Annotated in this window: 27 protein-coding genes and 1 tRNA gene; 15 read left to right on the plus strand and 13 right to left on the minus strand. The window is 62.0% G+C overall.

Annotated elements, in window-relative coordinates:
- Positions 1 to 82: 82 nt before the first annotated feature.
- The gene (locus P1M51_RS03120; protein WP_276246737.1) at positions 83 to 583 is read right to left on the minus strand and encodes a J domain-containing protein; all 501 of its coding nucleotides are present in this window, start codon (positions 581 to 583) and stop codon (positions 83 to 85) included.
- Positions 584 to 659: 76 nt separating this feature from the next.
- Between P1M51_RS03120 and P1M51_RS03125 the strand changes: the two genes are divergently transcribed.
- Entirely contained in the window at positions 660 to 881 is a 222-nt protein-coding gene (locus tag P1M51_RS03125) for a hypothetical protein (RefSeq protein WP_276246738.1), read from the plus strand.
- Here the strand turns inward: P1M51_RS03125 and pyrF are convergent.
- Entirely contained in the window at positions 878 to 1,678 is an 801-nt protein-coding gene (gene pyrF / locus P1M51_RS03130) for an orotidine-5'-phosphate decarboxylase (protein ID WP_276246739.1), read from the minus strand. The genes P1M51_RS03125 and pyrF overlap by 4 nt on opposite strands.
- A gap of 79 nt (positions 1,679 to 1,757) precedes the next feature.
- On the opposite strand from pyrF, the gene P1M51_RS03135 reads away from it, so the two are divergent.
- Complete coding sequence (locus tag P1M51_RS03135; protein WP_276246740.1) at positions 1,758 to 2,411, plus strand: HAD family hydrolase; 654 nt, start codon at positions 1,758 to 1,760, stop codon at positions 2,409 to 2,411.
- Here P1M51_RS03135 and P1M51_RS03140 read toward each other — a convergent pair whose 3' ends face one another.
- Together P1M51_RS03140 and P1M51_RS03145 are read right to left on the minus strand one after the other, a co-directional pair.
- Entirely contained in the window at positions 2,412 to 2,792 is a 381-nt protein-coding gene (locus P1M51_RS03140; RefSeq protein ID WP_276246741.1) for a hypothetical protein, read from the minus strand.
- A 32-nt stretch (positions 2,793 to 2,824) separates the two neighbouring features.
- On the minus strand, positions 2,825 to 3,265 hold the full coding sequence (locus tag P1M51_RS03145) for a DUF2240 family protein (protein WP_276246742.1): 441 nt from the start codon (positions 3,263 to 3,265) through the stop codon (positions 2,825 to 2,827).
- Positions 3,266 to 3,396: 131 nt separating this feature from the next.
- Between P1M51_RS03145 and P1M51_RS03150 the strand changes: the two genes are divergently transcribed.
- Entirely contained in the window at positions 3,397 to 3,771 is a 375-nt protein-coding gene (locus P1M51_RS03150; RefSeq protein WP_276246743.1) for a 30S ribosomal protein S8e, read from the plus strand.
- A gap of 46 nt (positions 3,772 to 3,817) precedes the next feature.
- Here P1M51_RS03150 and P1M51_RS03155 read toward each other — a convergent pair whose 3' ends face one another.
- A complete protein-coding gene (locus tag P1M51_RS03155) occupies positions 3,818 to 4,813 on the minus strand; it encodes a phosphate uptake regulator PhoU (protein ID WP_276246744.1) in 996 nt (331 codons plus the stop codon).
- Between the two features lie 318 nt (positions 4,814 to 5,131).
- Here P1M51_RS03155 and P1M51_RS03160 point away from each other — a divergent pair, with 318 nt between their 5' ends.
- The 5 genes from P1M51_RS03160 (at position 5,132) to phoU (ending at position 10,391) form a co-directional block, all read left to right on the plus strand.
- A complete protein-coding gene (locus P1M51_RS03160) occupies positions 5,132 to 6,163 on the plus strand; it encodes a PstS family phosphate ABC transporter substrate-binding protein (protein WP_276246745.1) in 1,032 nt (343 codons plus the stop codon).
- Positions 6,164 to 6,248: 85 nt separating this feature from the next.
- Positions 6,249 to 7,196: a phosphate ABC transporter permease subunit PstC gene (gene pstC / locus P1M51_RS03165; RefSeq protein ID WP_369685080.1), complete on the plus strand. Its 948-nt coding sequence runs from the start codon at positions 6,249 to 6,251 to the stop codon at positions 7,194 to 7,196.
- Positions 7,196 to 8,827: a phosphate ABC transporter permease PstA gene (pstA, locus tag P1M51_RS03170; RefSeq protein ID WP_276246747.1), complete on the plus strand. Its 1,632-nt coding sequence runs from the start codon at positions 7,196 to 7,198 to the stop codon at positions 8,825 to 8,827. The genes pstC and pstA overlap by 1 nt, the downstream gene beginning before the upstream one ends.
- Before the next feature lie 2 nt (positions 8,828 to 8,829).
- Positions 8,830 to 9,705: a phosphate ABC transporter ATP-binding protein PstB gene (gene pstB, locus P1M51_RS03175; RefSeq protein ID WP_276274813.1), complete on the plus strand. Its 876-nt coding sequence runs from the start codon at positions 8,830 to 8,832 to the stop codon at positions 9,703 to 9,705.
- A gap of 5 nt (positions 9,706 to 9,710) precedes the next feature.
- Complete coding sequence (gene phoU / locus P1M51_RS03180; RefSeq protein WP_276246748.1) at positions 9,711 to 10,391, plus strand: phosphate signaling complex protein PhoU; 681 nt, start codon at positions 9,711 to 9,713, stop codon at positions 10,389 to 10,391.
- 153 nt (positions 10,392 to 10,544) lie between these two features.
- On the opposite strand, the gene P1M51_RS03185 is transcribed toward phoU, so the two are convergent.
- Complete coding sequence (locus P1M51_RS03185; RefSeq protein WP_276246749.1) at positions 10,545 to 10,937, minus strand: putative quinol monooxygenase; 393 nt, start codon at positions 10,935 to 10,937, stop codon at positions 10,545 to 10,547.
- 277 nt (positions 10,938 to 11,214) lie between these two features.
- On the minus strand, positions 11,215 to 13,437 hold the full coding sequence (locus P1M51_RS03190) for a CDC48 family AAA ATPase (RefSeq protein WP_276246750.1): 2,223 nt from the start codon (positions 13,435 to 13,437) through the stop codon (positions 11,215 to 11,217).
- Positions 13,438 to 13,620: 183 nt separating this feature from the next.
- Here P1M51_RS03190 and larC point away from each other — a divergent pair, with 183 nt between their 5' ends.
- Complete coding sequence (gene larC / locus P1M51_RS03195; protein ID WP_276246751.1) at positions 13,621 to 15,024, plus strand: nickel pincer cofactor biosynthesis protein LarC; 1,404 nt, start codon at positions 13,621 to 13,623, stop codon at positions 15,022 to 15,024.
- Here larC and P1M51_RS03200 read toward each other — a convergent pair.
- Complete coding sequence (locus P1M51_RS03200) at positions 15,021 to 15,764, minus strand: hypothetical protein (protein WP_276246752.1); 744 nt, start codon at positions 15,762 to 15,764, stop codon at positions 15,021 to 15,023. The genes larC and P1M51_RS03200 overlap by 4 nt on opposite strands.
- 80 nt (positions 15,765 to 15,844) lie before the next feature.
- On the opposite strand from P1M51_RS03200, the gene radB reads away from it, so the two are divergent.
- Entirely contained in the window at positions 15,845 to 16,534 is a 690-nt protein-coding gene (radB, locus tag P1M51_RS03205; protein WP_276246753.1) for a DNA repair and recombination protein RadB, read from the plus strand.
- A gap of 23 nt (positions 16,535 to 16,557) precedes the next feature.
- Here radB and P1M51_RS03210 read toward each other — a convergent pair whose 3' ends face one another.
- Complete coding sequence (locus P1M51_RS03210) at positions 16,558 to 17,700, minus strand: CBS domain-containing protein (protein ID WP_276246754.1); 1,143 nt, start codon at positions 17,698 to 17,700, stop codon at positions 16,558 to 16,560.
- Between the two features lie 97 nt (positions 17,701 to 17,797).
- On the opposite strand from P1M51_RS03210, the gene P1M51_RS03215 reads away from it, so the two are divergent.
- Positions 17,798 to 18,112, plus strand: a complete 315-nt coding sequence (locus P1M51_RS03215; RefSeq protein ID WP_276246755.1) for a lycopene cyclase domain-containing protein — start codon at positions 17,798 to 17,800, stop codon at positions 18,110 to 18,112.
- Here P1M51_RS03215 and P1M51_RS03220 read toward each other — a convergent pair.
- Positions 18,104 to 18,409, minus strand: coding sequence for a CrcB family protein (locus P1M51_RS03220; RefSeq protein WP_276274989.1), 306 nt, complete (start codon positions 18,407 to 18,409; stop codon positions 18,104 to 18,106). The genes P1M51_RS03215 and P1M51_RS03220 overlap by 9 nt on opposite strands.
- 41 nt (positions 18,410 to 18,450) lie before the next feature.
- Positions 18,451 to 18,855 carry a CrcB family protein gene (locus tag P1M51_RS03225; RefSeq protein ID WP_276246756.1) on the minus strand — a complete coding sequence of 135 codons (405 nt, stop codon included), beginning with the start codon at positions 18,853 to 18,855 and terminating at the stop codon, positions 18,451 to 18,453.
- A gap of 107 nt (positions 18,856 to 18,962) precedes the next feature.
- Between P1M51_RS03225 and P1M51_RS03230 the strand changes: the two genes are divergently transcribed.
- The 3 genes from P1M51_RS03230 (at position 18,963) to P1M51_RS03240 (ending at position 21,765) form a co-directional block, all read left to right on the plus strand.
- Positions 18,963 to 19,724, plus strand: a complete 762-nt coding sequence (locus P1M51_RS03230) for an ABC transporter ATP-binding protein (RefSeq protein ID WP_276246757.1) — start codon at positions 18,963 to 18,965, stop codon at positions 19,722 to 19,724.
- Positions 19,717 to 21,471 carry a hypothetical protein gene (locus tag P1M51_RS03235; protein ID WP_276246758.1) on the plus strand — a complete coding sequence of 585 codons (1,755 nt, stop codon included), beginning with the start codon at positions 19,717 to 19,719 and terminating at the stop codon, positions 21,469 to 21,471. Before P1M51_RS03230 ends, P1M51_RS03235 begins: the two co-directional genes overlap by 8 nt.
- 84 nt (positions 21,472 to 21,555) lie before the next feature.
- Positions 21,556 to 21,765 carry a dodecin family protein gene (locus P1M51_RS03240; RefSeq protein WP_276246759.1) on the plus strand — a complete coding sequence of 70 codons (210 nt, stop codon included), beginning with the start codon at positions 21,556 to 21,558 and terminating at the stop codon, positions 21,763 to 21,765.
- A gap of 55 nt (positions 21,766 to 21,820) precedes the next feature.
- On the opposite strand, the gene P1M51_RS03245 is transcribed toward P1M51_RS03240, so the two are convergent.
- Complete coding sequence (locus tag P1M51_RS03245) at positions 21,821 to 22,255, minus strand: VOC family protein (RefSeq protein ID WP_276246760.1); 435 nt, start codon at positions 22,253 to 22,255, stop codon at positions 21,821 to 21,823.
- Positions 22,256 to 22,398: 143 nt separating this feature from the next.
- On the opposite strand from P1M51_RS03245, the gene P1M51_RS03250 reads away from it, so the two are divergent.
- The gene (locus P1M51_RS03250; RefSeq protein WP_276246761.1) at positions 22,399 to 22,632 is read left to right on the plus strand and encodes a hypothetical protein; all 234 of its coding nucleotides are present in this window, start codon (positions 22,399 to 22,401) and stop codon (positions 22,630 to 22,632) included.
- A gap of 225 nt (positions 22,633 to 22,857) precedes the next feature.
- Here P1M51_RS03250 and P1M51_RS03255 read toward each other — a convergent pair.
- Positions 22,858 to 22,932 (minus strand) — tRNA-Val (locus P1M51_RS03255).
- Between the last annotated feature and the right edge of the window lie 46 nt (positions 22,933 to 22,978).

Here is a 22,978-nt window from a genome sequence, read left to right on the forward strand (position 1 = left end):
GTCATTCAACTTCAGTTATTATATATTTATTCATTCTCCAAAAATTATATATATGGAATAGTAATGTGCGAGACTATTTAGCTTAATTTTTAGAGAGGCGTTCGTACGCGGCGGTCACCCGTTTGAACGCCTCTTCGCTGCCGCGCTCGGTGTCGGGATGGGTCTCCTTTACGCGTTTTCGGTAGGCCTGTTTCACGCTTGCTTCGTCTGCACCGGGTTCGAGGCCGAGCACACGGTAGGCGTCTGCGAGCGACTGTTGGTTGCGCGACGGCGGCCGTCCCACGCGCCCGCGGGTTTGCGCCCCCTGTCTTCTACCCTGTCTCGGTCCCTGCCACTGCTGGCGCGGGCCGGCACCGAAGCCACCGCGCTCCTGGCGCGGGGGGCGTCGCGCCGCGTTGGCCTGTCGGTGGACCTGCTCCTGGAGTTTCCCGGACGCGTGGAACCAGAGCAGATACGTCGTCGCACCGAACAGCGCCGCCGCCACGAGCATCGCGGGCGAGAAGACGAAACTGAGCACCAGAAACAGCACCGTCATGCCCGCGAAGACGGAGACGAGTCCGATGAGGAGCCGCGACTGTGTCACGCCTATGCATTCGGCCTACACGACCCTAAAGTTCTCGCCCATCACAGTCAAGTGGCGGGCTGTGGTAGGTTTACACATGTCCGTCTCCGGTACCTGCCAGATCTGTGGGGAGCGCGAAATCACGGACGACTGTGGCCGTTGTGGTCGACTCGTCTGTGACGTCCACTTCGACGAGTCGCTCGGGTACTGCACCGAGTGCGCCACGGAGGTTCGCGGCGCGAAAGAACCGACGCCACAGCGCCAGCCTGACGACGACGACGATATCTTCCCGGACGAAGTCGAGAGACACCAGAGTTAGGGACGATATCGGTTCAACCGCTTTTTCAGCCGCTTTGCCGCCTCACCGGCGGCTTTGTCGAACGTTTCGCCCTCGCCAGCGAAGATAATACCCCGCGAGGAGTTTACGAGGCCGACGCCGTCTGCGAGGCCGAACTCGACCGCCGCCTCGGCGTCACCACCCTGTGCGCCCACGCCGGGGACGAGAAACGGAATGTCCGGAACCTGCTCGCGGACGGTTTCGAGGTCCTCCTGCGTCGTCGCCCCCACCACGAGGCCGACGTTTCCATTGGCGTTCCAGAGGTCGGCGAGGGCGGCCACGCGCTCGTAGAGTTTCTCGCCAGAGTCGAGCGTGAGGTTCTGTAAATCTGCTCCGCCGGGGTTCGAGGTGCGACAGAGGACGAACACGCCCTTTTCTGCCTGCGAGAGGAACGGTTCGAGCGTGTCGCGGCCCATGTAGGGGTTTACCGTGATGGCGTCTGCGTCGTCTAAGAGCTTCGCGTACTTTCGGGCAGTGTTCCCGATGTCGCCGCGTTTCGCGTCCAAGAGGACGGGGACGTCCTTCCCGTGTGCGTACGCGATGGTCTCTTTGAGTGCCAACCACCCGTCGCGGTCCTCGTAGAACGCCGCGTTCGGCTTGTACGCGACGGCGTGTTCGTGCGTCGCGTCGATGATGCGCCGGTTGAACGCCCACCGGGGCAGGTCGTACTCCTGAAGGTGGTCGGGGATGCGGTCTGCGTCCGCGTCGAGTCCCACGCACACGACGCTGTCCTTGGATTCGATACCCCGGGCAACCCAGTCGAAGAAGGCCTCGGTCATAGAATAGGGTCGTTCGGGGGGCTTTACCAGTGTATCCCTTCGCGGCAGATTCAACTGTGTGGCCCGCTTTCACTCGTATATGATACGCGCGGTCGGGTTCGACCTCGACTATACCCTCGCCGTTCCGGAACGCGACCGACAGACGCTGCTTCACGAGGCCGCAGCGGCCGTCGATGCTCCCCAACTCTCTCGGCAGGCCTATCTGGACGCCCACCGACGCAACCTCTCGAACGAGACGCGCGAACCCATCTTCGCAGACCTCCTCGCCGACCACGAAACGCAGGTTTCGCCCGCCGACCTCTCTGCGGCCTACCGGAACGCAATCAATAACGCGCTCGTCCCGGTGTCGGGTGCGAAGCGGCTGGTCGATACCCTCCGGAAATCCTACCGCGTCGGTCTCCTCACCGACGGCCCCATCGTCGCCCAGCAGGCGAAACTGGAACGGCTCGGCTGGCAGAACCTCTTCGACGCGACGCTCATCAGCGGGGCGCTTCCCGCTGGCAAACCCGACGGGCGCGCCTTCCGCGCGCTGCTCGCTGAACTCGACGCGGAACCGGCGGAGACCGTCTACATCGGTGACCATCCCGACCTCGACGTGCAGGGCGCGAAGGAAATGGCAATGTACGCGGTCCACGTCGTCGGCCCCGACGAGGAGCCATCTCCCGTCGCAGACGCGGTCATCGACCGCGCCGACCTGGTCGAGACGCTGCCGAAAGTGCTGAAATCGTTCTAATCAGGCCTCGACGGCCGCGGCGAACACGTCGAGAATCCATTTGACTTGCGCCCCGTCCTCGATGAAAACCAGTGCTTTCGGCGGTTCGGTCGCCTTCGGGCGCACGCGAAGGTTCGCTTCGTCCGCACTCGCCACAACCGCGTCCAGTCCAACCTCGAATTCGACGTGTGCCCGGTCGGGGTGGACGAACACCCGGGCGATGTGCTCGCCGTCGCGTTCGACGTCGTACGCCCGGGCGAGGTCCGAGAGCGGTCGCAGGTCGGCTGCGGCTACTGCGTTCGTCACCACGAGCGGGCCGAGGGGGCCCTGTTCGTGCCCCTCCAGTTCCGAGGCGAGCAACTGCGCGAGGCGGATGCCGTCTGTCTCGCGTTCTTTGACCATGGTTCGTCCACGTCGCGGGGCGGTTTATGCCTTCAGAGTTCTCCCAGCGCCGCCTTCGCTTCCGCGTCCACGGCGACGCCTCGGCGGTGGGCGAAGAGGACGGCCGCCGTCTCGATTGTCACGCCCAGCTCCCGCTGGAGTTCGTTGACCGCGGCGACGGCTTCCTGTTTACTGTGACCGTCCGCGATGAGGTGGTCTAATATCTTCTCGAAGGTAGACCGCTCTTGAAGGAGACTCGCGTCGGGGGCGAAGTTATCGGGAATCGTCACGTCGTCCGGGTCGAACTCACAGATGAGCGTGCCGTCGTCACGGCTGAGCAGGCCCTGGCTCACGGCGATGTCCACGAGCCGTTTCGCCTGGTCAGGAGAGAACCAGTCGCGGTCGAGCGAGAGGGCGACGACGAACTCGCTCTCTGCGAGTTTGCGCTTTCCTTTCGTGCGAAACGGTGCGGCGGCGGCTACCCGGAGACTCATCGTTTGTGACGACTTTCACGCGCCGGCGTAAGTTTGCCGGTGTCCACCGGTCGCGCGGGCCAAACGCGGGCCAGGCGAGCGTAGCGGTGCGAGTCGTGCGATTCAAGTACTCCGTTTGCCATTGATGGGATATGAAAGACCAGGGACGCTCCATGCGCAAACGCACGGGTGGGCGACGTCGCCCGTTCCGTAACAAGAAAAAGCACGAACTCGGCCGCCAGCCGACCGAGACGCACGTCGGCGAGCCGAAGTTCCGCGTGGTCGAAGGCCGCGGGAACACCGAAAAGCTTCGCGCCATCGCGACGAACGCCGTCACCATCGCGAAGGGCGACGGCTCCTCCGTCTCCGCGACCATCCAGAACGTCAAAGAAAACAACTCCGACCCGAACTACGCCCGTCGTAACATCATCACGAAGGGCGCAATCCTCGTCACGAACGAGGGCGAAGTCCGCGTCACCTCCCGTCCCGGTCAGGACGGACAGGTAAACGGCGTCATCGTCGAATAACCGCTCGAATTTCTCTTCACTTTCCGTTCGTCGAGCGACAGCCCTCTTACGGGCGCGGGGCCGCCTTCTGCAACGCCGTCTCCGCGATATTGCCGCCGTAGTCGGCACTCCGCGAAAGTGAGTCGACGATGAGGCCGAGCAACTGGGCGCGTTGTGGGTTCAGGTCGCGGATGAGGTTGTCCACGTTTCGGGTCTGCTCGTCGATGTCGCCGATTTGCTCGCTCGCGTCGTTCGCGAGGCGGGTGGCGCGTTCTGGGTCCTCTTCGAGGAGTGCGTCCATCGCCATCTCGACGATGGTCGCCGCGTCCTCGTAGAGCGTCTGAATCGCGCTCGCGGACTCCTCGGGAATCTCACCGAGTTCGAGCGTGATGTTCGCGATTTTCGAGGCGTGGTCCGCGATGCGTTCGAGCTGTCGGGCGCTCGAATGGTAATCGAACGTCGTCTCCCGGGGGAGGCCGATTTCCGTGGCGGCCGTCGGATTTCGCAGTGCAGAGCGGAAGACGCGAGAAATCATGAACCAGAGGCGGTCGACGTCGTCGTCACGCTCCATCACGTCGCGGGCGAGGTCGTCGTCGTTTTCGACGAGGGCGACGACGGCGTCTTTGAGCATCGTGAGGGCCACGAGCCGCATACGCGTGATGGCGTTTAGCACCGAGAGCTCGGCAGAGTCGAGGAGGTCCTGGAGAACCACGCGGTCTGCTGTCTCCTCTATCACTTCGAGGCCGACGAGTCCCTGCGTGGCCTGCCGGATGGCCCGGCGCTGTTCTGCCGTGACCCGAGAGGTTTCGAGCGTGATGATGTCGAACCCGCTTACGTACATCGTGACGATGGCGCGCATGAGTTCGTCGCCTTTGAGTCCGACGATGTCGAGGGTTCCCTCGATGTGGGTCGAGTCGTCGTTCGGCGTGAGAACCAGCGAATCGTCTTCTTTGAAGAACGCAACTTCGCTGCCGGCTTTGATTCCATTGTCCGTCGCCCACGACTTGGGAAGCGAGACGGTGAATGTCGAGCCTCCTGTGATTTGCACCTTCCGCGTTTCCATATACACCCTCTTATCCATCCCGGTGCACAATAAATCGTCCTATATCTACATATCTCAACGAATTTCTCCTTTCATCTCTCCGATACTCGAATACTGGCAGATAATTCAATCCGTGTAATAGTTGTAATTTGATTCTACGGAGAGTTTTCGGTCAGAACCTGAGGCTTGGCGATATTTGTAACCCACCCACGGTGACCGTAAACATTCTAAAACCCGTGAGTACCACGGTGACTGTATTCTTTGTTGAATTGTCTCATAATGAGTACTATATAGAAATCATAGGAGGGTATTTATTCCTCTCTCTGGTTTTCACAGGTGATGGCAGACAAACCTGACTTCGTTTCGCGTCGCAAATTTATCACCGCTACAGCAGGCGTCGGCGCACTGAGCATCGCAGGGTGTGTCAGTGAAGGTGGTTCCGGCGACGGGCAGAACAACAACGGCGACAACAACACGAGCGAAGGCGGCAATGGCGGCAACGGGGAACTCTCGGGTACGGTCGAAATTGCGGGTTCCTCCACTGTCTTCCCGCTCGCAGAGGCAGTCTCCGTCGAGTTCCGCAAAGAGCACCCGAACGTCGAGTTCAACATCCGCTCGACCGGGTCCGGTGGCGGCTTCAGCGACTTCTTCTGTCAGGACAAGACGCACTTCAACAACGCGTCCCGTCCGATGAAAGACAGCGAGAAGCAGCTCTGTGAAGACGCCGGTGTCGAGTGGCTCGAGTTGAACGTCGCGACTGACGCCCTCACCGTCGTCGTCCACAACGATGCCGACTGGGTCGACTGCGTGACCATCGAGGAACTCAAACAGATTTGGGAGCCAAACGGCGCGACCAAGTGGAGCGACATCCGCTCTGAGTGGCCAGACAAGGAGTTCGAACTCTACGGCGCAGCATCCACCTCCGGTACGTTCGACTACTTCACCGAGGCCGTCATCGGCGAAGAAGGCTCCCACCGTCAGGACTACACCGCGACCGAGAAAGACCGCTCCATCGTCCAGGGTGTCTCCGGCAGCCAGTACGCGATGGGTTACTTCGGCTTCTCGTACTACTACAACAACCCAGACACGGTGAAGGCGCTCAAAATCGACAACGGCGACGGCTGCATCGAGCCATCGCTCGAAACGGCCAAGGGTGGCGAATACACGCCGCTCGCCCGTCCGCTGTTCACCTACCCGAAAAAGAGCGCGCTCAAAGAGCCACACGTCGCCGAGTTCGCGAAGTTCTTCGTCGAGCAGAGCGCGAACCAGGAAATCGTCGCGAACCAGGTCGGCTACGTCCCGAACACCGAAGAGGACATGCAGAAACAACTCGACAAGCTGACCGCCGCAATCGAAGAAGTCCAGGGCTAAGCGCACCCGTTCGAAACGAAGCGCTTTTTTTGAAACCCCAAAAATTACCTCCACGTAAATGAGCACTGATTATCAAGCATCCGATATGACCACGCGTGTCGCGAATTCGCCGAGAGAGCGGCTAATTCGGTGGTTTTTCTTCGCGTGTGCGGCCGTATCGGTGTTGACCACGCTCGGAATCATCCTCGCGCTCGTGGGCGACGCGGCGAGGTTCTTCCGGGTTACGGGCACGACGCTGATGGGCATCGCACCGGAACAGACCGTTACGTTCACGCAGTTCTTCCTCGGTGAAACGTGGGCACCGGCGATTAGGCCGGTTCAGTTCGGTGTGCTTCCGCTCATCGCCGGCACACTCACCGTGATGGTTGGGTCCGCACTCGTCGCCCTTCCGCTCGGACTCGCCACGGCAATTTACCTGAGCGAGTACGCGAGCTCGTCCGTTCGCTCGGTGCTCAAACCGCTCCTCGAAGTGCTTGCCGGGGTCCCAACCGTCGTCTACGGGATTTTTGCACTCATCTACATCACCCCCGCGCTCAAGACGTTCATCCCGCAACTCGGCACGTTCAACGCGCTCTCTGCGTCGCTCATGGTCGGTATCATGATTATCCCGATGGTCTCTTCTATCAGCGAAGACGCGATGAGCGCGGTGCCAGACTCGCTCCGACAGGCCGGATACGGCCTCGGAGCCACCAAGTTCGACGTCTCGACTGGCATCGTCATCCCGGCGGCAATTTCGGGTATCGCCTCCTCGTTCATTCTCGCTCTGTCTCGCGCAATCGGGGAGACGATGATTGTGGTCGTCGCCGCGGGTGCGACGCCAAAACTCGTGAATCCGCTCCTGCCGAACGCCTACCTCGAATCGATTCAGACGATGACTGCAGCCATGATTCAACTCGGCGTCGGCGACATCGCGGCCCAGGGACCGGCCTACCGCAGCCTGTTCGCGATTGGGCTCACCCTGTTCGTCATCACGCTCGCTATGAACTTCGTCAGTAACCTCATCGCACAACACTACCGGGAGAGCTACGAATAATGGCGACACAGACTGGCACCCAGCAACAGACGGACTTCGGGCAAGTGAGCCGCACGAAGGGCATCATCTTCAAAAACGCGCTGCTCGCTTCGGCCCTCATCGGTATCGTCTCGCTCGCCACGCTGCTCGTGTACGTCACCTTAGACGCGGTTCGACCGGAAACCGCGAGTACGGGTTGGTCTATCACCTACCTCGCGTACGTCCTCGTCGCGCTCGGGACGGTTGGCTACTTCTCGCTTCGAAACAGAGAGGGGCTTCAGGTCGGATTTTCCACCACCGGCCTCCCAATCGCCGGCGTCATGCTCGGCGCGGCGATTCTCGTCATCTTCGTGGACGTGTTGGACGACGACGTGTGGTTCTACCACATGGTCGGCTTCGCTCTCGCTGGCGCACTCGTCTACGCTCACCGAAAGCTTCGCTCGTCGTCGAGCGCTTACGAGCGCCTGCTCGTTGGCCTCGTCGTGTTCGGCTATGTGATGCTCGGCATTCCGGGATACTTCTACAGCGTTCCAGAAATTCTGCTCATCTTCGTACCATTCGAACCCGTCCGATGGTTCTCCCTACTCTCGACGTTCAGCGTCGCGGCGGCGATTCTCACGGGCCGATACATGGCTGGGAAGTACGACAGCCAACGAACGGGACTCATCGCCGGCGCGCTCGTGTTCGGGGCCTCGCTCGTGAGCACCTTCGCGTTCATGTTCGCCGGTCTCGACCCGAGCATCGGGACGATTTTCGCACTCACCGTCGGCGTGCCGACGGCGCTCTACGTCGAACACCTGTACAGCGATCCTGAATCCGTCGGGTCGCGGTCTGGACTGCTCATCCCCGTCGTCGTCCTCGCCGGTCTGCTCGTGGTCGAAACCCTCGTCGGCGTGCTCGGCTTCGCCGGTCCGGAGGCGTGGATCGACTGGCAGTTCCTCACGAGCCTGCCCCATCCCGAAGCCGAGCAGGCAGGGATTTACCCAGCGCTCGTCGGCTCCGTGATGCTAATGGCCGTCGTCGTCGTGCTCGCGTTCCCAATCGGCGTCGGCGCGGCAGTGTACTTAGAAGAGTACGCCCCGGACAACCGCTACACGCGGTTCATCCAGCTCAACATCGCGAACCTCGCCGGCGTTCCGTCGGTCGTGTACGGCCTGCTCGGACTCGGCCTGTTCATCAACTTCCTGAACATGGGTATCGGGTCCGTGCTCGTCGGCGGGATTACGCTGTCACTGCTCATCCTGCCAATCGTCATCATCTCCTCGCAGGAAGCGATTCGCGCCGTGCCAGACTCGCTTCGGCAGGCGTCCTACGGGATGGGCGCGACGAAGTGGCAGACCATCCGCGAGGTCGTCCTCCCCCGGTCGATTCCGGGCATCCTCACCGGGACGATTCTCGCCATCGGTCGCGCACTCGGCGAAACCGCGCCGCTCATCATGATTGCCGCTCCGACGGTCACCTACTCGGTTCCGGCGAAGCTCTCTGACGCGGCCAGCGCGATGCCGCTCATGATCTTCAACTGGGCGGACCGGCCACAGGACGACTTCCAGTATGGTGTGCTCGCGGCGGGCGTCGTGACGGTGCTCGTCGTCCTCCTGACGATGAACTCCATCGCGATTGTGCTCCGCAACAGGTATCAGAGCGAGAACTAACCATGTCACAAGAGAATATGACTTCGAACGAAGAGGTAGAGACAGACGACCCAACCAACGACGGGATGTTGCTCGAAACAGACGTCACTGCCGGTCTCTCGGGCGACGCCTCCTCGTTGAGTACGGGTCGCGCAGTCGTCGAAGCACGCGACATCAACGTGTTTTACCACGACGACCAGGCACTACAGAACATCGACCTCGCCATCCCCGAAAAGCAGGTCACGGCGCTCATCGGCCCCTCGGGCTGTGGGAAGTCCACCTTCCTGCGCTGTATCAACCGCATGAACGACCTCATCGACGCCGCGCGCGTCGAGGGCGAACTCCTGCTCGAGGGCAAGAACGTCTACGACGACGACGTGGACCCCGTGGCGCTCCGTCGCCGCGTCGGCATGGTGTTCCAGCACCCGAACCCGTTCCCGAAGAGCATCTACGACAACGTCGCCTACGGGCTGAAGATTCAGGGCAAGACCGACAACATGGACGAGAAGGTCGAAAACGCCCTCAAAGCCGCGGCCCTCTGGGACGAGGTCAAAGACCGCCTCGACGAATCCGGGCTCGAACTCTCGGGTGGCCAACAACAGCGCCTCTGTATCGCCCGCGCTATCGCCGTGGACCCGGAAGTCATCCTGATGGACGAACCGGCGAGTGCGCTCGACCCCGTCGCAACCTCGCAAATCGAGGACCTCATCGAGGAACTCTCCGAGCAGTACACCGTCATCATCGTCACCCACAACATGCAGCAGGCAGCGCGCATCTCTGACAAGACGGCGGTGTTCCTGACCGGCGGGGAACTCGTCGAGTTCGACGACACGAACAAAATCTTCGAGAACCCCGAGAGCCAGCGGGTCGAAGATTACATTACTGGCAAGTTCGGATAAAAACCATGGCACGACAAACGTTCCAAGAGCAGATGGGGACGCTCCGAGAGGACGTTCTCTACATGAGCGAGGTCGTCCTCGAACGGCTCCGCATGGGCTTAGACGCCTTAGAACAGAAAGACCGCGAACTCGCCCAGGAAGTCATCGACGGCGACGACGAGGTCAACCAGCTCTATCTTGACTTAGAACAGGACTGCATCGACCTCATCGCCCTCCAGCAGCCAGTCGCCTCCGACCTGCGCTTTATCGCCTCTTCGTTCAAAATCATCACCGACTTAGAGCGCATCGCGGACCTCGCGACCAACCTCGGCCAGTATACCCTCTCTGCTTCCCGGGACATGTTCCCCGAAGTCGACATCCAGGAAATCGGCTCCTTCACCATGGAAATGGTCGAAGACGCCATGGACGCCTACGCCGACAACGACGCCGACGCAACCTTCGAAATCTCCGAACGCGACGACGAACTCGACGCACTCTGTGAGCGCGCCTCCAGCCTCGTCGTCCGCGACCTCATCGAGACCGAAGTCGACGACGCAACCAGCGAGAAAGAAGTCGAGAAACTCATGCAGGACGTTTCCCGACTCCTCCTCACCATCCGCGACTTAGAACGCGTCGGCGACCACGCAGTCAACATCTCGGCCCGGACGCTCTACATGGTCGAGAACGACGACACCCTGATCTACTGACCGCATCTTTTTCCGCTTAGGGTTCGCTGCGCGAACCGCTCAGCGCAAAAACACGCCTGAAAAAGGCCGGTCACTCGCTTCGCTCGTGACCGGTAGACTAACTGGACCGCGACCGCAGAACCGCATTTTCGAATAAAACTGAGACGTGGTCAGTCACGCTGCCGGTTGCGTCGCTCCGGGTCGGAGGTATCCACCCGCGAAGTCCGGAATGTGGGTAAGCGTAGTCCCAGGCGTCCCTTCTAATACGGCGAGTGCCTCCTCGTTTGGTTCACCGAATACTTCGTACAGCTTGAATTCGAGGAGTTCTGCGGCCTTCTTTACGCGGTCATCGACGCCGCCCATGTGGGCGTCCATCGCGGCCGCGTCCGGGAACACGTGAATCGTGGTCACCTCCGTCTCGTCTTCGTTGAAGTACGAGAGGTGCACGACGGTCCCGGGCTTGTCCTGTTCTAACTGCTTCGTCACCGACTGAATGAGTTCCTTGTACTCGGCGGCTTTGCCGTCCTTGATGCGATGCGTGCTTCTAAATACGATTGGGTTTGCCATCTCTATCCCCTCGCGTTCTCCTGAACGCCACGTAGGACTACGCCTTCGAGACGCTTAACCGCGCATTCAACTTGTGTTCGTGGCGGATTGTCGTCTCATCTCTCAACATAGAGTCCGAACAAAATCACTGGCAAGCAGTTCTACCGCGAGCGAAGCGAGCGGCCTTTTTCATGGCGGGCGAGACGCGCACCGTCTCGCTGCTTCCGCGAATCTCCGATTCGCAGAACAAGTTTTTCGAGGAGCGGGTCGCGAAGCGACCCCGACGAAGAAAAAGTTGCTATTGGAAGCCGATTCTGGAGTGCCGACCCGCAGTCGGCTCCGTCGCACCGCCCTTGAACTCGTCTTTCATGCGCTCGAAGTACTCCATCATGTCGTCGTTGATGGTCGGGCGGACGTTCTCCATGGCCTTGCGGAAGTGGCGCATCTCCACGACGTCCGCGTCGTCGTCCTCGCGCAGCGCCTGGATGGCGGCTTCACGCGCGATGGATTCGAGGTCGGAGCCGACGTAGCCCTCGGTAATCTCGGCGATTTCTTTGAGGCTCACGTCCGCGGCGAGCGGCATGTTCTTCGTGTGGATTTCTAAGATTTCCTCGCGGCCTTCTTCGCTTGGCTCGCCGATGAGGACGAGGCGGTCGAAGCGACCCGAGCGGATGAGCGCGGGGTCGATCATGTCCGGGCGATTGGTCGCGGCGATGACCATGACGTTGCCACGGTCTTCGAGGCCGTCCAGTTCCGTCAGGAGCTGGTTGACGACGCGCTCTGAGACGTTCGAGCCCACGTCGCGGCCACGGCTTGGCGCGAGGCTGTCGAGTTCGTCGAAGAAGATGACCGTCGGGGCGACCTGCCGCGCCTTGCGGAAGGTCTGACGGATGGCCTTCTCAGATTCGCCGACCCACTTAGAGAGCAGCTGCGGGCCGCGCACCGAGATGAAGTTCGCGTTCGTCTCGTTTGCGACGGCTTTCGCGATGAGCGTCTTGCCCGTGCCGGGTGGGCCGTAGAGCAGCACACCGGCTGGTGGGTCGATGCCCATGCGGGTGAACTTCTCGGGTGAGTTCATCGGCCACTCGACGGACTCCTTGACGTTCTGCTTGGCCTCTGCGAGGCCGCCGACGTCGTCCCAGGTAATCTTCGGGAGTTCGACGAGCACCTCGCGCATCGCCGAGGGGTCCACTTCCGTGAGCGCGCCCCGGAAGTCGGACCACTTGATAATCATGCGGTCGATGAGCGACGGCGGAATGTCCTCTTCGTCTAAGTCGATTTCAGGCAGGTACCGCCGGAGGGCCTTCATCGCGGCTTCCTTCGTGAGCGACTCGATGTCGGCACCGACGAAGCCGTGGGTCTCCTCTGCGAGTCCGTCGAGACTCACGTCGTCTGCGAGGGGCATCCCGCGAGTGTGGACCTGTAGGATTTCCTTGCGGCCTTCCTCGTCGGGAACGCCGATTTCGATTTCGCGGTCGAAGCGGCCTGGTCTGCGGAGGGCGGGGTCCACGGAATCGACGCGGTTGGTCGCCGCGATGACGATGACGTTGCCCCGGGCTTCTAAGCCGTCCATCATCGTGAGCAACTGGGCGACGACGCGGCGTTCGACTTCCCCGGTCACGTCCTCGCGCTTTGGCGCGATGGAGTCGAGTTCGTCGATGAAGATGATAGATGGCGACTCCTCTGCGGCGTCTTCGAAGATTTCGCGCAGTTGCTGTTCGGATTCGCCGTAGTACTTGGAGATAATCTCAGGACCAGCGATGGAGAAGAAACTCGCGCTGGTTTCGTTGGCGACGGCTTTGGCGAGCAGCGTCTTGCCCGTCCCCGGCGGGCCGTGCAGGAGCACACCTTGCGGTGGCTCGATGCCCAGTTTCTTGAATATCTGGGGATGCTTCATCGGCAGTTCGACCATCTCGCGGACGCGCTGAATCTCTTGTTGGAGGCCACCGATGTCCTCGTAGGTGATGCCACCGCCGGTCTTCTCGAAGCCGCTGATTGGCTCCTCGCGGAGTTCGACCTCCGTGTCCTCGGTGATGAGGACGACGCCTTCTGGGTCCGTCTCGACGGCGATGAGCGGGATGGCCTGGCCGGGAGAGCGCATGAACGGGTGGTTCGTGCTCGACATTACGGGGACGATGTCGCGCTCGACCACCGGGCGCTTCAGAATCTGGCGCTTGACCATGCCGGCCGCGTCGGAGCCGAACTGGACGCTCGCATCCTCTGGTGGGGCGAGGACCAGTTTCTCTGCCTTCTTCGCCTCGGCTTTGCGGATGGTGACCCGCTCGCCGATGCCGACGTCTGCGTTCTGTCGGGTGAACCCGTCGATACGGACCGTATCAGTGTTCCAGTCCTGCCGGTCCGCCCGCCACACCTTCGCCGCCGTCACATCGCCGCCCTCGATTTGGATGATATCGCCCGGGCTGAGCTTCAAATGTAACAGCGTATCCGGGTCGAGGCGGGCGATGCCCCGGCCCGAGTCATTTGGGTACGCTTTCGCGACCTCTAGTTGAACTTCATTCATGCTAGTTTCACGTTCGGGGAGATGAGTATACTCTGTCTTCGACGGCGATATGCTTTTTGCTCCCAGCACTCACGGGGTATCACGTTTTCGCCTGCCTGCGCAGGGTCCCTGCCAGCGGCTGACACGCGTCTGACGCCACGTCGATACCGGGTGCTTTTCTCACCGGGCCGCGTCCCCTCGCGTATGCGAACAGTTGCGTTCGACGGCCGAATGGGAGCGAGCGGGGACATGCTCCTCGGCGCGCTGCTGGCGGCGGGTGCGTCTCCCGACGCCCTTGCGCCGGTCGAAGCCGCGCTCGACATCCGCTACGACGTTCGAACCGTGGACAAAAACGGCATCTCGGCGACGAAGGTGGACGTCCTCCTCACCGACCAGCCGGAGGCTGCCCGCCGCACCCACGAGGATGCGGAGGGCTACGACTACGACGAGGACGACGAGACGGAGCACGAGCATAGCCACGAGGACGGACACGACCATTCCCACGAGCATGGCCACGCACACGACCACGAACATGACCACGGCCACGAACACGGTCATACCCATTCACATGACCACGCTCACGACCACAGCCACGGGCACACACACGCCGAAGGTGCCGGCCCCCACCGCACCTACGCCGAAGTAATCGAAATCGTCGAGCGGATGGAACTCCCGACGGCCGTCGAGCAGGACGCGAAAGCGGTCTTCAAAATCCTCGGTGAGGCCGAGGCGACGGTCCACGACACCGACTTGGACGATACGCATTTCCATGAGGTCGGTGCCGACGACGCCATCGCTGACGTGGTGGGCGCGTGTCTCCTCTTCGCCGACATCGCCCCCGAGCAAGTCGTGACGACGCCGCTTTCGGTCGGCGGCGGCGAGGCGGACATGGCCCACGGGCGGTATCCGATTCCGACCCCTGCGGTCGTCGAAATTGCGGCGCAGGCCGACTGGGAACTGCAGGGCGGTCCTGTCGAGGCCGAACTGCTCACGCCTACGGGCGCGGCGATTCTCGCCCACTTCGCGACGGGTGTCGACTCCCTGCCCGCGCTGAAACTCGAACAGTCCGGCTACGGCGCTGGCGGCTGGTCGTTCCCAGACCGTCCGAACGTCCTGCGGGCGATGGTCGGCGCGGCCCGCGGCGGCCTCGTCCAGGAGTCCATCACCGTTCTCGAAACGAACGTGGACGACGTTTCTCCCGAGATTCTCGGCGGCCTCCAGGACGCACTCTCCGAACGCGGCGCGCTCGACGTGAGCATCATCCCGATGACGATGAAGAAAGCACGCCCCGGCCACCTCGTGAAGGTCGTCGTCCGCGCGGAGGACGCAGACCGCGTCGCGAGGAAACTCGCAGAAGAGACGGGCACGCTCGGCGTTCGCGAGATGGTCGTTCGCCATCGCTGGACGGCCAAGCGACACTTCGAGACGGTCACCCTCGACATCGATGGCGAAACGTACGACGTATCGGTCAAGCTGGCGACCGACACCGACGACGTCCGCTATGACGTGAGCGCGGAGTACGAGGACGCTGCGGCGGTGGCGGAGGCGACGGGCCTGCCAATCCGCGAAATCATGCGCCGGGCGGAGAACGCCGTCGACGACGCCTAATTCTCGCGTCGGTCGATTTCTGCTTTGTGTTCGACGAGTGCCTCTTCGAGCGTGAGTTCGCCCGTCGCGACTCGGCGGGCGAGTGCTTCCCCGATGGTTCGGTTCTCATCGGATTGCTCGCGCGAGCGGTTTTTGATGACCTGTAACTCCCCGGCGGTCGGTTCGATGGTGCGCTCGGTCACGCGTTCGCCCGAGAGGTGGGCGATGTTGATGGCGGCGATGACGTCGCCCATCCCTCGCGCACCCGTCCCGAGGTAGGGAGTCGTACCAGTCTCGTCTACGAGTTCGATGGGAATGCCGTCCAGGTCGTCGATGAGTTTTGCCCCCTGTAATCGCGCGCCATCGCCGATTCTGACGAGCGGGTCGACCGCACCCTCGATTTCTTTCAGGATGATTGCTGCGGCCTGCGCCAGTGGGACGTGGAACGTGGCGATGATCATCTCACCGTTCAACACCGCGATGCCGGGGCGTTCGCCGGGGTCGATGCCGACGATGGTGCGGCCGCCGCCGCTTCGCATGAGTGCAAGCGCCTCCTCGACGGCCTGTCGGCACTCGTCTCCCGTCGTTCTGACGACGCTCACGTCGGTCGCCACCTCGTCGTTTTCGCCTGTGATGACGACCTTCGTCCCTGCTGGCAGGTCGTCGTCGGGTTCGATGGTGGTGAACTGCACCCCGCGCTCGCGCAGTTCCGCAACCGCCTCGTGATACACTTCGAAATCCGCAGTAGCGACGACTATCACTCCCCTACTATCTGCGCCCCAGGTGACTAAATCCTTCGGCAGACCGGACCCTTTTTGCTGAAGACGGCAAAAGGAAACCTGTGTCTAACGAGCCCGTTCCGACTGGTTGTGCTCCACTCGATTCGTTGCTCGGCGGCGGCTTCGAGCGCGGCACCGTGACCCAGATTTACGGCCCGCCAGCGTCCGGAAAGACCAATCTGGCGCTCGCCGCGGCCGTCGAAACCGCTGCCGCCGGTCGGACCGTCCTCTACATCGATACGGAAGGGCTCTCCATCGACCGATTTCAGCAACTCGCGGAGGGCCGGGGTGAAGATGTCTCCGAACTCGCCGCCAACATCGTCATCTCCGAGGCCCACGACTTCGCAGAACAGGAGGCTGCGGTCCGGGATGCGACTGAGCTCGCCGCCCGCGCGGACCTCATCGTCCTCGACAGCGCGACCGGTTTCTACCGCCTCGAACGGACGACCGAGGAGGAAGGCGAGGCCCTCAGGAAGGTCGCCAGACAGATGACGCACTTGCTGTCACTGGCCCGGAAACACGACCTCGCCGTGGTCATCACCAATCAGGTATTCACCGACCCTGAGGGAGATTCAGCGCGACCCCTCGGCGGACACACCCTCGCCCACTGGACGGGGACGGTCCTCCGCCTCGACCGGTTCCGCGGCGGCAATCGCCGGGCGACCATCGAGAAACACCGGGCGAAAGCGACCGGTGAGTCGGCGCGATTCCAGATTACACAGCAGGGGCTCGTCGGCGTGGACGACATCTAAAAAACGAGACTGCGGGGTGTTCTCTATAATTCGCCGAGTTTACGAAGCAACTGCCCCTTGTAAATCTCGTCTGAACGCATGTCTTTCATCTCGATGACGTTGCGTTCGAGTTTATCGAGTGCGACGTAGAAGGCGTTCTCTGCGCCGTAGCCTTCGCCGGAGCCGGCTACCTGGCCGCGGTCAGACCGAATGCGAATCTGACACTGGATGAGCGGGGTGCCGCGGAGTTTCTCCTTGTGTTCGTGGAACCGAACGTGGGCGTGCTGGACCGTCATCCGCTGGTACTTGTCCACGACGGCTTCGATGCTCTCGCGAATCTCGTCGCGGCTGAGCGTTTCGAGCAGGTTGACGTTGGTAATCTGGACGTCGAGGTGTTCTTCCTCCGTGTAACTCAGTGCACGCAGGACGTCGGTCTTGGTCAGCACGCCGGCGATGAGATTGTCGTTCTCCTCGGGCGTGACGACGAGGCCTGCGTAGTCGTTTTCGAGCATCCCGGAGACGGCGTCACGCACAGACGCGCCGAGCGTAATCGTGCGCACGGGACTGCTCATGATGTCGTAAACGGGCAGGTCGAGCATTCGCTCGATGTCGCCGGAGCGCTCGCCCGTCGTCGCTTTGTTCATGTCGCGAACGACGAAATCGACGATGTCGTGGGTCGTGACCATCCCGGTCAAGTGGCCGTCGTCGTTGACCACGGGGAGGCGGGAGACGCCGTGTTCGCGCAGGAGGTTGATGGCCTGCCCGACCCGGTCTGTCTCGTGGACGGAGACGACGTTATCGGTATAGATCTGGTCGACGGTGAGGACGTCTAAGTTCTCCAGGACGGCTTCCAGAATGGCGTCTGCGGTGACGATTCCCCAGAGCGCATCGGCTTCGAAGACGGGGGCGACTTTCGTCCCGCCTTCGACCAGCATCCGGGCGACTTCGCGGATGTTGGTGGTTCGTTCGACCTTCGGGGCGGACTTCATCAACGCGGCCACTTTCGTCGAGTCTTCGACGTGTGACTGGAGCAGTTCGCGCTGGGTCACGAGGCCGGCGTACTCGCCGTCGTTCGTGACGATGATACCCTTCGGGTTCTCCCGTTCGAAAATTGACCGCACTTTACCCAGTCGCTGGTCGACATCGACTTCGACAAAATCGTTAGTGGCAATATCAGCAATGTCCATCAATTCATCCCCAGATTGTCAAAGGTGCGCAGGCCTAATGAAATCTAGGGCCAACCCGGCGACAAGACCTATATCGTGCGAGTCCCTATCACACCGAGTGATACCGGACATTGGGGTGTTCGGCCCGTACACGTATCTCGTCACAGAACTCCTCTGGGGGTCGGTGGCGCTTGTTCTTCTCTGGTACTCGAACGCCTGGCGAGCGGCGGCCAGAACCGTCGCGGTTCTCTACCCCTTCGCGTACGTCTGGGACTGGTATACGCTCACCGTCGGCGTCTTCGCGATTCCGCTCCGAACGGGGGTCGATTTGCTAGGAATTCCCATCGAGGAACACATCTTCATGCTCGTCGTGCCAGCGATGGTCATCGGCACGCACGAGTCACTGAAAAAGCGGCTCGACGACTCAGAGTAGGGCGGCGACGAGCCAGCCCGTACCGACCGCCAGCAAGCAGGCCGCGAGATTCCCCGCCGCGTTCAGGGCCGTGAGTCCGTGTTCGCCACGCTCCCAGAGCAGACTCGTCTCGACCGAGAACGACGAGAACGTCGTGAACGCGCCACAGGCCCCTGTCCCGACGAGGAGCATGACGTCGTCGCCCACACCGACGAAGGTGAGCGTCCCGAGGACGAAACTCCCGACGACGTTGACGGTGAGGTTGCCATAGGGCAGTCGTCCCTCGGGGACTCGTCCCGCGACGAGGTAGCGGGCCATCGCGCCGAGTGCTCCGCCGAGACCGACGAGGTACGCGGGATTCACGACTCCACCTCTCGATTCCCCGGGGTGGCACCGGGGAGGGATTGTGCGAGGAACCGTCCGACGAACACGGCGGCGAAGCCGAGTGCGTAGTTCGCGACGACGTTCACCAGCGCGAGTTCCGGCGAGAGCGCCGTCTCGACGGCGAACGTGGAGTAGGTCGTGAGCGAGGAGAGAAATCCGGTCGTCATGGCGAGGCGAAGTGGTCGGGAGACGACGCCGAGAAATCGCTGTTCGTAGACGAAAAAGCCGAGCAGCAGACTGCCGACGACGTTCACGACCAGCGTGCCCGGAATCCCCGGGAGCACCGTACTCGTGGCGTAGCGAAGGTTCGCACCCGCAAAGCCCCCCACCGCGATGAGCGTGAGTGCTTCTGCGGTCGCGAGGGGGTGGTCTCTACTCATGCGACTATTCGAGGGTGGGTGAGGCCAGTATAAGATTGTGGTGAAGTCACGGGCGAGACCAATACTGTCAAATAGCTAACCACAAGTTGGTAGTTTGCACTGAAACGATGTCCTCCACCATCGATGCAGCTGCCCTCACGAAGCGATACGGGCAGACAACGGCCGTCGACGCCCTCTCCCTCTCGATTCCCGCCGGCACCGTGTACGGCTTTCTCGGCCCGAACGGCGCAGGAAAAACGACCACAATGCGGATGCTCACGGGCCTCACGCGCCCGACGAGCGGCACGGTCCGCATCAACGGCATCGAGGCGAACAACCGCACTGCGATTCGGTCGCAGTTCGGCTACCTCCCCGAAGAACCGCCCCTTTACGACGAGTTGACCGGATTCGAGCAACTCGACTACATCGCCGGTCTCAGGGATTTAGACCCGGAAACGGCGCGAGCACGCGCCGACGACCTCCTCTCACGACTCGACCTCGCTGCCGACGCCGGAGAACCCATCGGCGAGTACTCGAAAGGGATGCGCCAGAAACTCGCCTTCGTTCAGGCCGTCCTCCACGACCCGCCCGTCCTCCTGCTCGACGAACCGACGAGTGGCCTCGACCCCCGCGCGGCGCGGACGCTGCGCGAGCTAATCACCGCGTACGCAGACGAAGGGACGACCATCTTCCTCTCTACGCACATTCTCCCCGTCGTCGAGGAACTCGCGGATACCATCGGCGTCCTCGCCGACGGGAAACTCGTCGCTGAGGGGGCACCCGAGACGCTCACGCGCCGGGCCGAAACCGGCGAGGAGCGCACCCTCGAGGAGGCGTTCCTCGAAGTGACGGACGAACTGCGGCCCGAAGACGGAGCGACCGATGCCTGAGGCGGACTGGCTCAGGCAGGGCGGCTCCATCGGACGCACCGAATTTCGCCGGACCGTCCGGGCGCTTCGCGCAGACCGGGCGCGCTTCGCGCTCATCGGCTTCGGACTGGTCGCGATGACCCTGTTCATGTCCGCAGGTGCGTTCTTCTTCGCGGTCGTCCTTCGGGACGTTTCGACGCCCATCGAACTCCCCGCGACAGTCTACGGGACGCTGTCGCTGTTCTGGTTCTTCGCCGTGTTCTTGTTCACCCAGCGAATCAGCTCTCAGCGCCCGCGCATCGACGCAGACGAACTCATGCGTGCGACCGTCTCGACTCGCGCGATCGCCACCGGCCTCGTCATCGCCGAGTTCTTCCGGGCGGCCACCTACCTCACGCTCCCGTCGCTGCTCCTCTCCGGGGCGGTCGTCTACGGGCTTCGTGCCCCCCTGCTCCTCGTCTCACTCCCCGTCGCGGTGCTGGTCTGGGTGCTCACCGCCGTCATCGTCGGGGCCGTCCTCGGATTCGGCGGCGCGTTGCTCGTCGCCAAATCCCGCTTCGTCGCCCGCCACAAGACCGTCCTCGGGTCGGTCGCGGCCCTCCTCGCCATGGGTGGCTATTTCGTCTTTCAGATTCCACAGGGTCCGTCGGTAGCACTCCTCGCGTGGACGCCCTTCGGCTGGTTCATCGACGTCGTGACGCTCGGCTCGCCCATCGCGAGTTCACCCCTCCGAGTAGTCGGTGGCCTGCTCACCGTCGGTTGTCTCGTCGTCGGCGGTGGCTGGCTAGTCGAACGCATCACCGCAGAACTGTGGTTCACCGACCCGGTAGACCCGGACGAAACGCCTGCTGAACCCGCTCGCGCGACGGCTCCGACCGCCGATTCGCTCGCCGAAGCGACCCACCCGCTCTCGATACCGGCTGGTATCCTGAGCCAGCCGACCCGCCGCGTGGCCCAGCTCGCGCTCGTTCGAACCCGCAGAGACCCTCATCGGCTCTTGTTCCTGTTTTTCCCACTGATTTTCCTCACGAGTTTCCTCGGCCCGGTGGTCAGGAACCCGGAACTGCTCCGCTTGGTCGCGCCGCCGGCACTCGCGCTCCTCCTTCCATGGCTCGCAGGCGGCCTGTTCGCGCTGAACCCACTCGGCGATGAAGGCGCCCTGCTGCCGGGAACGCTGACCGCCATCCCCTCTGGCAGTCACTACGTCCGCGGCCTCGCCTCCCCTGGACTCCTGCTCTGTTTGCCACTCGCGCTCGCCCTGCCTGCGGTGTCGGGGCTGGTCAGCCCCTACTCACTGAGACAAATCGGCGCACTCACCGCGTTGAGTGCGCTCCTCACGCTCTGTGCGGTCGCGCTCGCACCCGCTATCGGCATGCGGTTTCCTCGGTTCAGCGCGATAACGACCCGCCGCAGCCGCGACATCGTTCCCCCGAGCCTGTCGGCTGTGGCGCTCTACTCGCTGTCTACGGCCGGTCTCGGCGCGGTGGCCGCGGCGTCGCTACTCGTTCCCGCGACGGCGCGAATGCTCGCCAGAGTCGTCTTCTCGCTCATCCCCGGGGCGATTCTCTCCATCCTGGCGAACCAGGGACTTTCCGTGCTCTCTGGTCCGGCATATTGGTTCGCGGGCGTTGGCCCCCACATCACCGACCTCTCGCTCTCCGCGGTTCGGTGGGGCGGGTACGCCGTCCCAATGGCGCTCGCCTGCTTGCTCGCACTCGTCGGGTACCGCAACGCGGTTACCCGTTTCAACCGATACACCATCGCGTAGCCACTGTGGCGGCCTACATGACGTACAACTTATCAAAACCCAGTAACACATTTTATTGCTCGGTCGGTCGAACTAGCAGGGGCAATGACCGCTGTAAAAATCATCAAAGTGCTCGGCACGTCGTCTGAATCCTGGGAAGCCGCCGCGAAGGAGGCCGTCAAAGTAGCCGCCAAGTCGGTCGAAGACATCCACGGCGTCGAAGTCGAAGATTGGACGGCAGACGTAGAAAACGGGGAAATCGTGATGTACAAGGCGACGGTGGAAATCGCCTTCCCAGTCCACGAGGAAATGTAACCGCGAAAAAATACGTCCGAAGGGGAGTTGGCAATGGGGGTACGGGCTCCAGTTTTTACATCCCGTAGTCGGGATTCGACTCGACGAGGAACAGGGTGTTCCCCTCCACGTCTCTTGCGATGGCCTCGGTGCCGTAGTCTTGCGTTTTTGGCTCGCTAACGAACTCGACGCCCCGAGCGCGCAGGTCCTCGTAGGCGGCTTGACAGTCCTCCACCGCGTAGACGAGCATCGGGTTGTTTCCCACGAGGGGACGCAGTTGTTCCTCGTCTCGTCCGCCGTACCACGAGATGTCGTGTAGTGCGATTTCAACGCCCTCCTGTCCCGGTACGGCGATGGTCACCCACCGGTCGCCCTCCTCCTCCATTGGGATGTCAGCCTTCAGTTCGAAGCCGAGTTTCTCCGTGTAGAACGCGAGAACGGCATCCTGGTCTTCGACGATTAACGACGCGTGGGTCAGGCCCGAAATCGGGCTCATCTGGGTCTTGCTCATGGTGACTTCCTCCGCAAATTGAGTACGACGGAAGTGGGGTTATTCGTGCGCCAAGTGCGGAGTGAAAGTGATTTTCAGAGGTGGTGATTTTGCCCGTCTGAGCCACCCGAAAGCACTTGTTCTCTCCTGTCAACCCCTCAAGTATGCTGTACGATGTCCCCTCCCCTACCCACGGCTACATGCCCGTCGTCCTCGTATTCTGGCTGTACGTCGGGGTGACGCTCGCCATCACGCTTGCCATCACCTTCGCGCTGGGGGCCGTTGGCGTTCCCTTCAACATGGGAGTCCTGGTGTTCGTCGGGGTCGGCATCCTTCTGCTCCCGGTGTTCCTCCCCAAGTTCCGACAACGATTGCCGGGACGAGTCGAGGCGGAGTGAAGACGGCTGGAACTTCGATTGTTTCTTGGTAGATTTGAACCTCGGTCGCTAGTGCTCCCAAATTCAATCTGAGTTGAGTGCCATCAGAAAGTAGTAGGTTCGAGCAGATGTTGAACCACGGTCGCTCGCTCTGCTCGCTCCCTGGTTCAAACTGCCCTCACGTCAAAACGTCACTCAGCGCAGCCGACTCGCTGTGCTCGTCGGATTTGCGCTGAGATAAGTGAGTGGGTTCGGGCAGATTTGAACTGCCGATCTCCTCCATGTCAAGGAGGTGTCATAACCAGCCTAGACCACGAACCCTTGCTGGTGTGCTTCCAACTGCATTCCTTCGTAACCCGCCGGGGTA

It is taken from the genome of Haladaptatus sp. QDMS2 (assembly GCF_029338295.1).
Lineage (GTDB): Archaea > Halobacteriota > Halobacteria > Halobacteriales > Halococcaceae > QDMS2.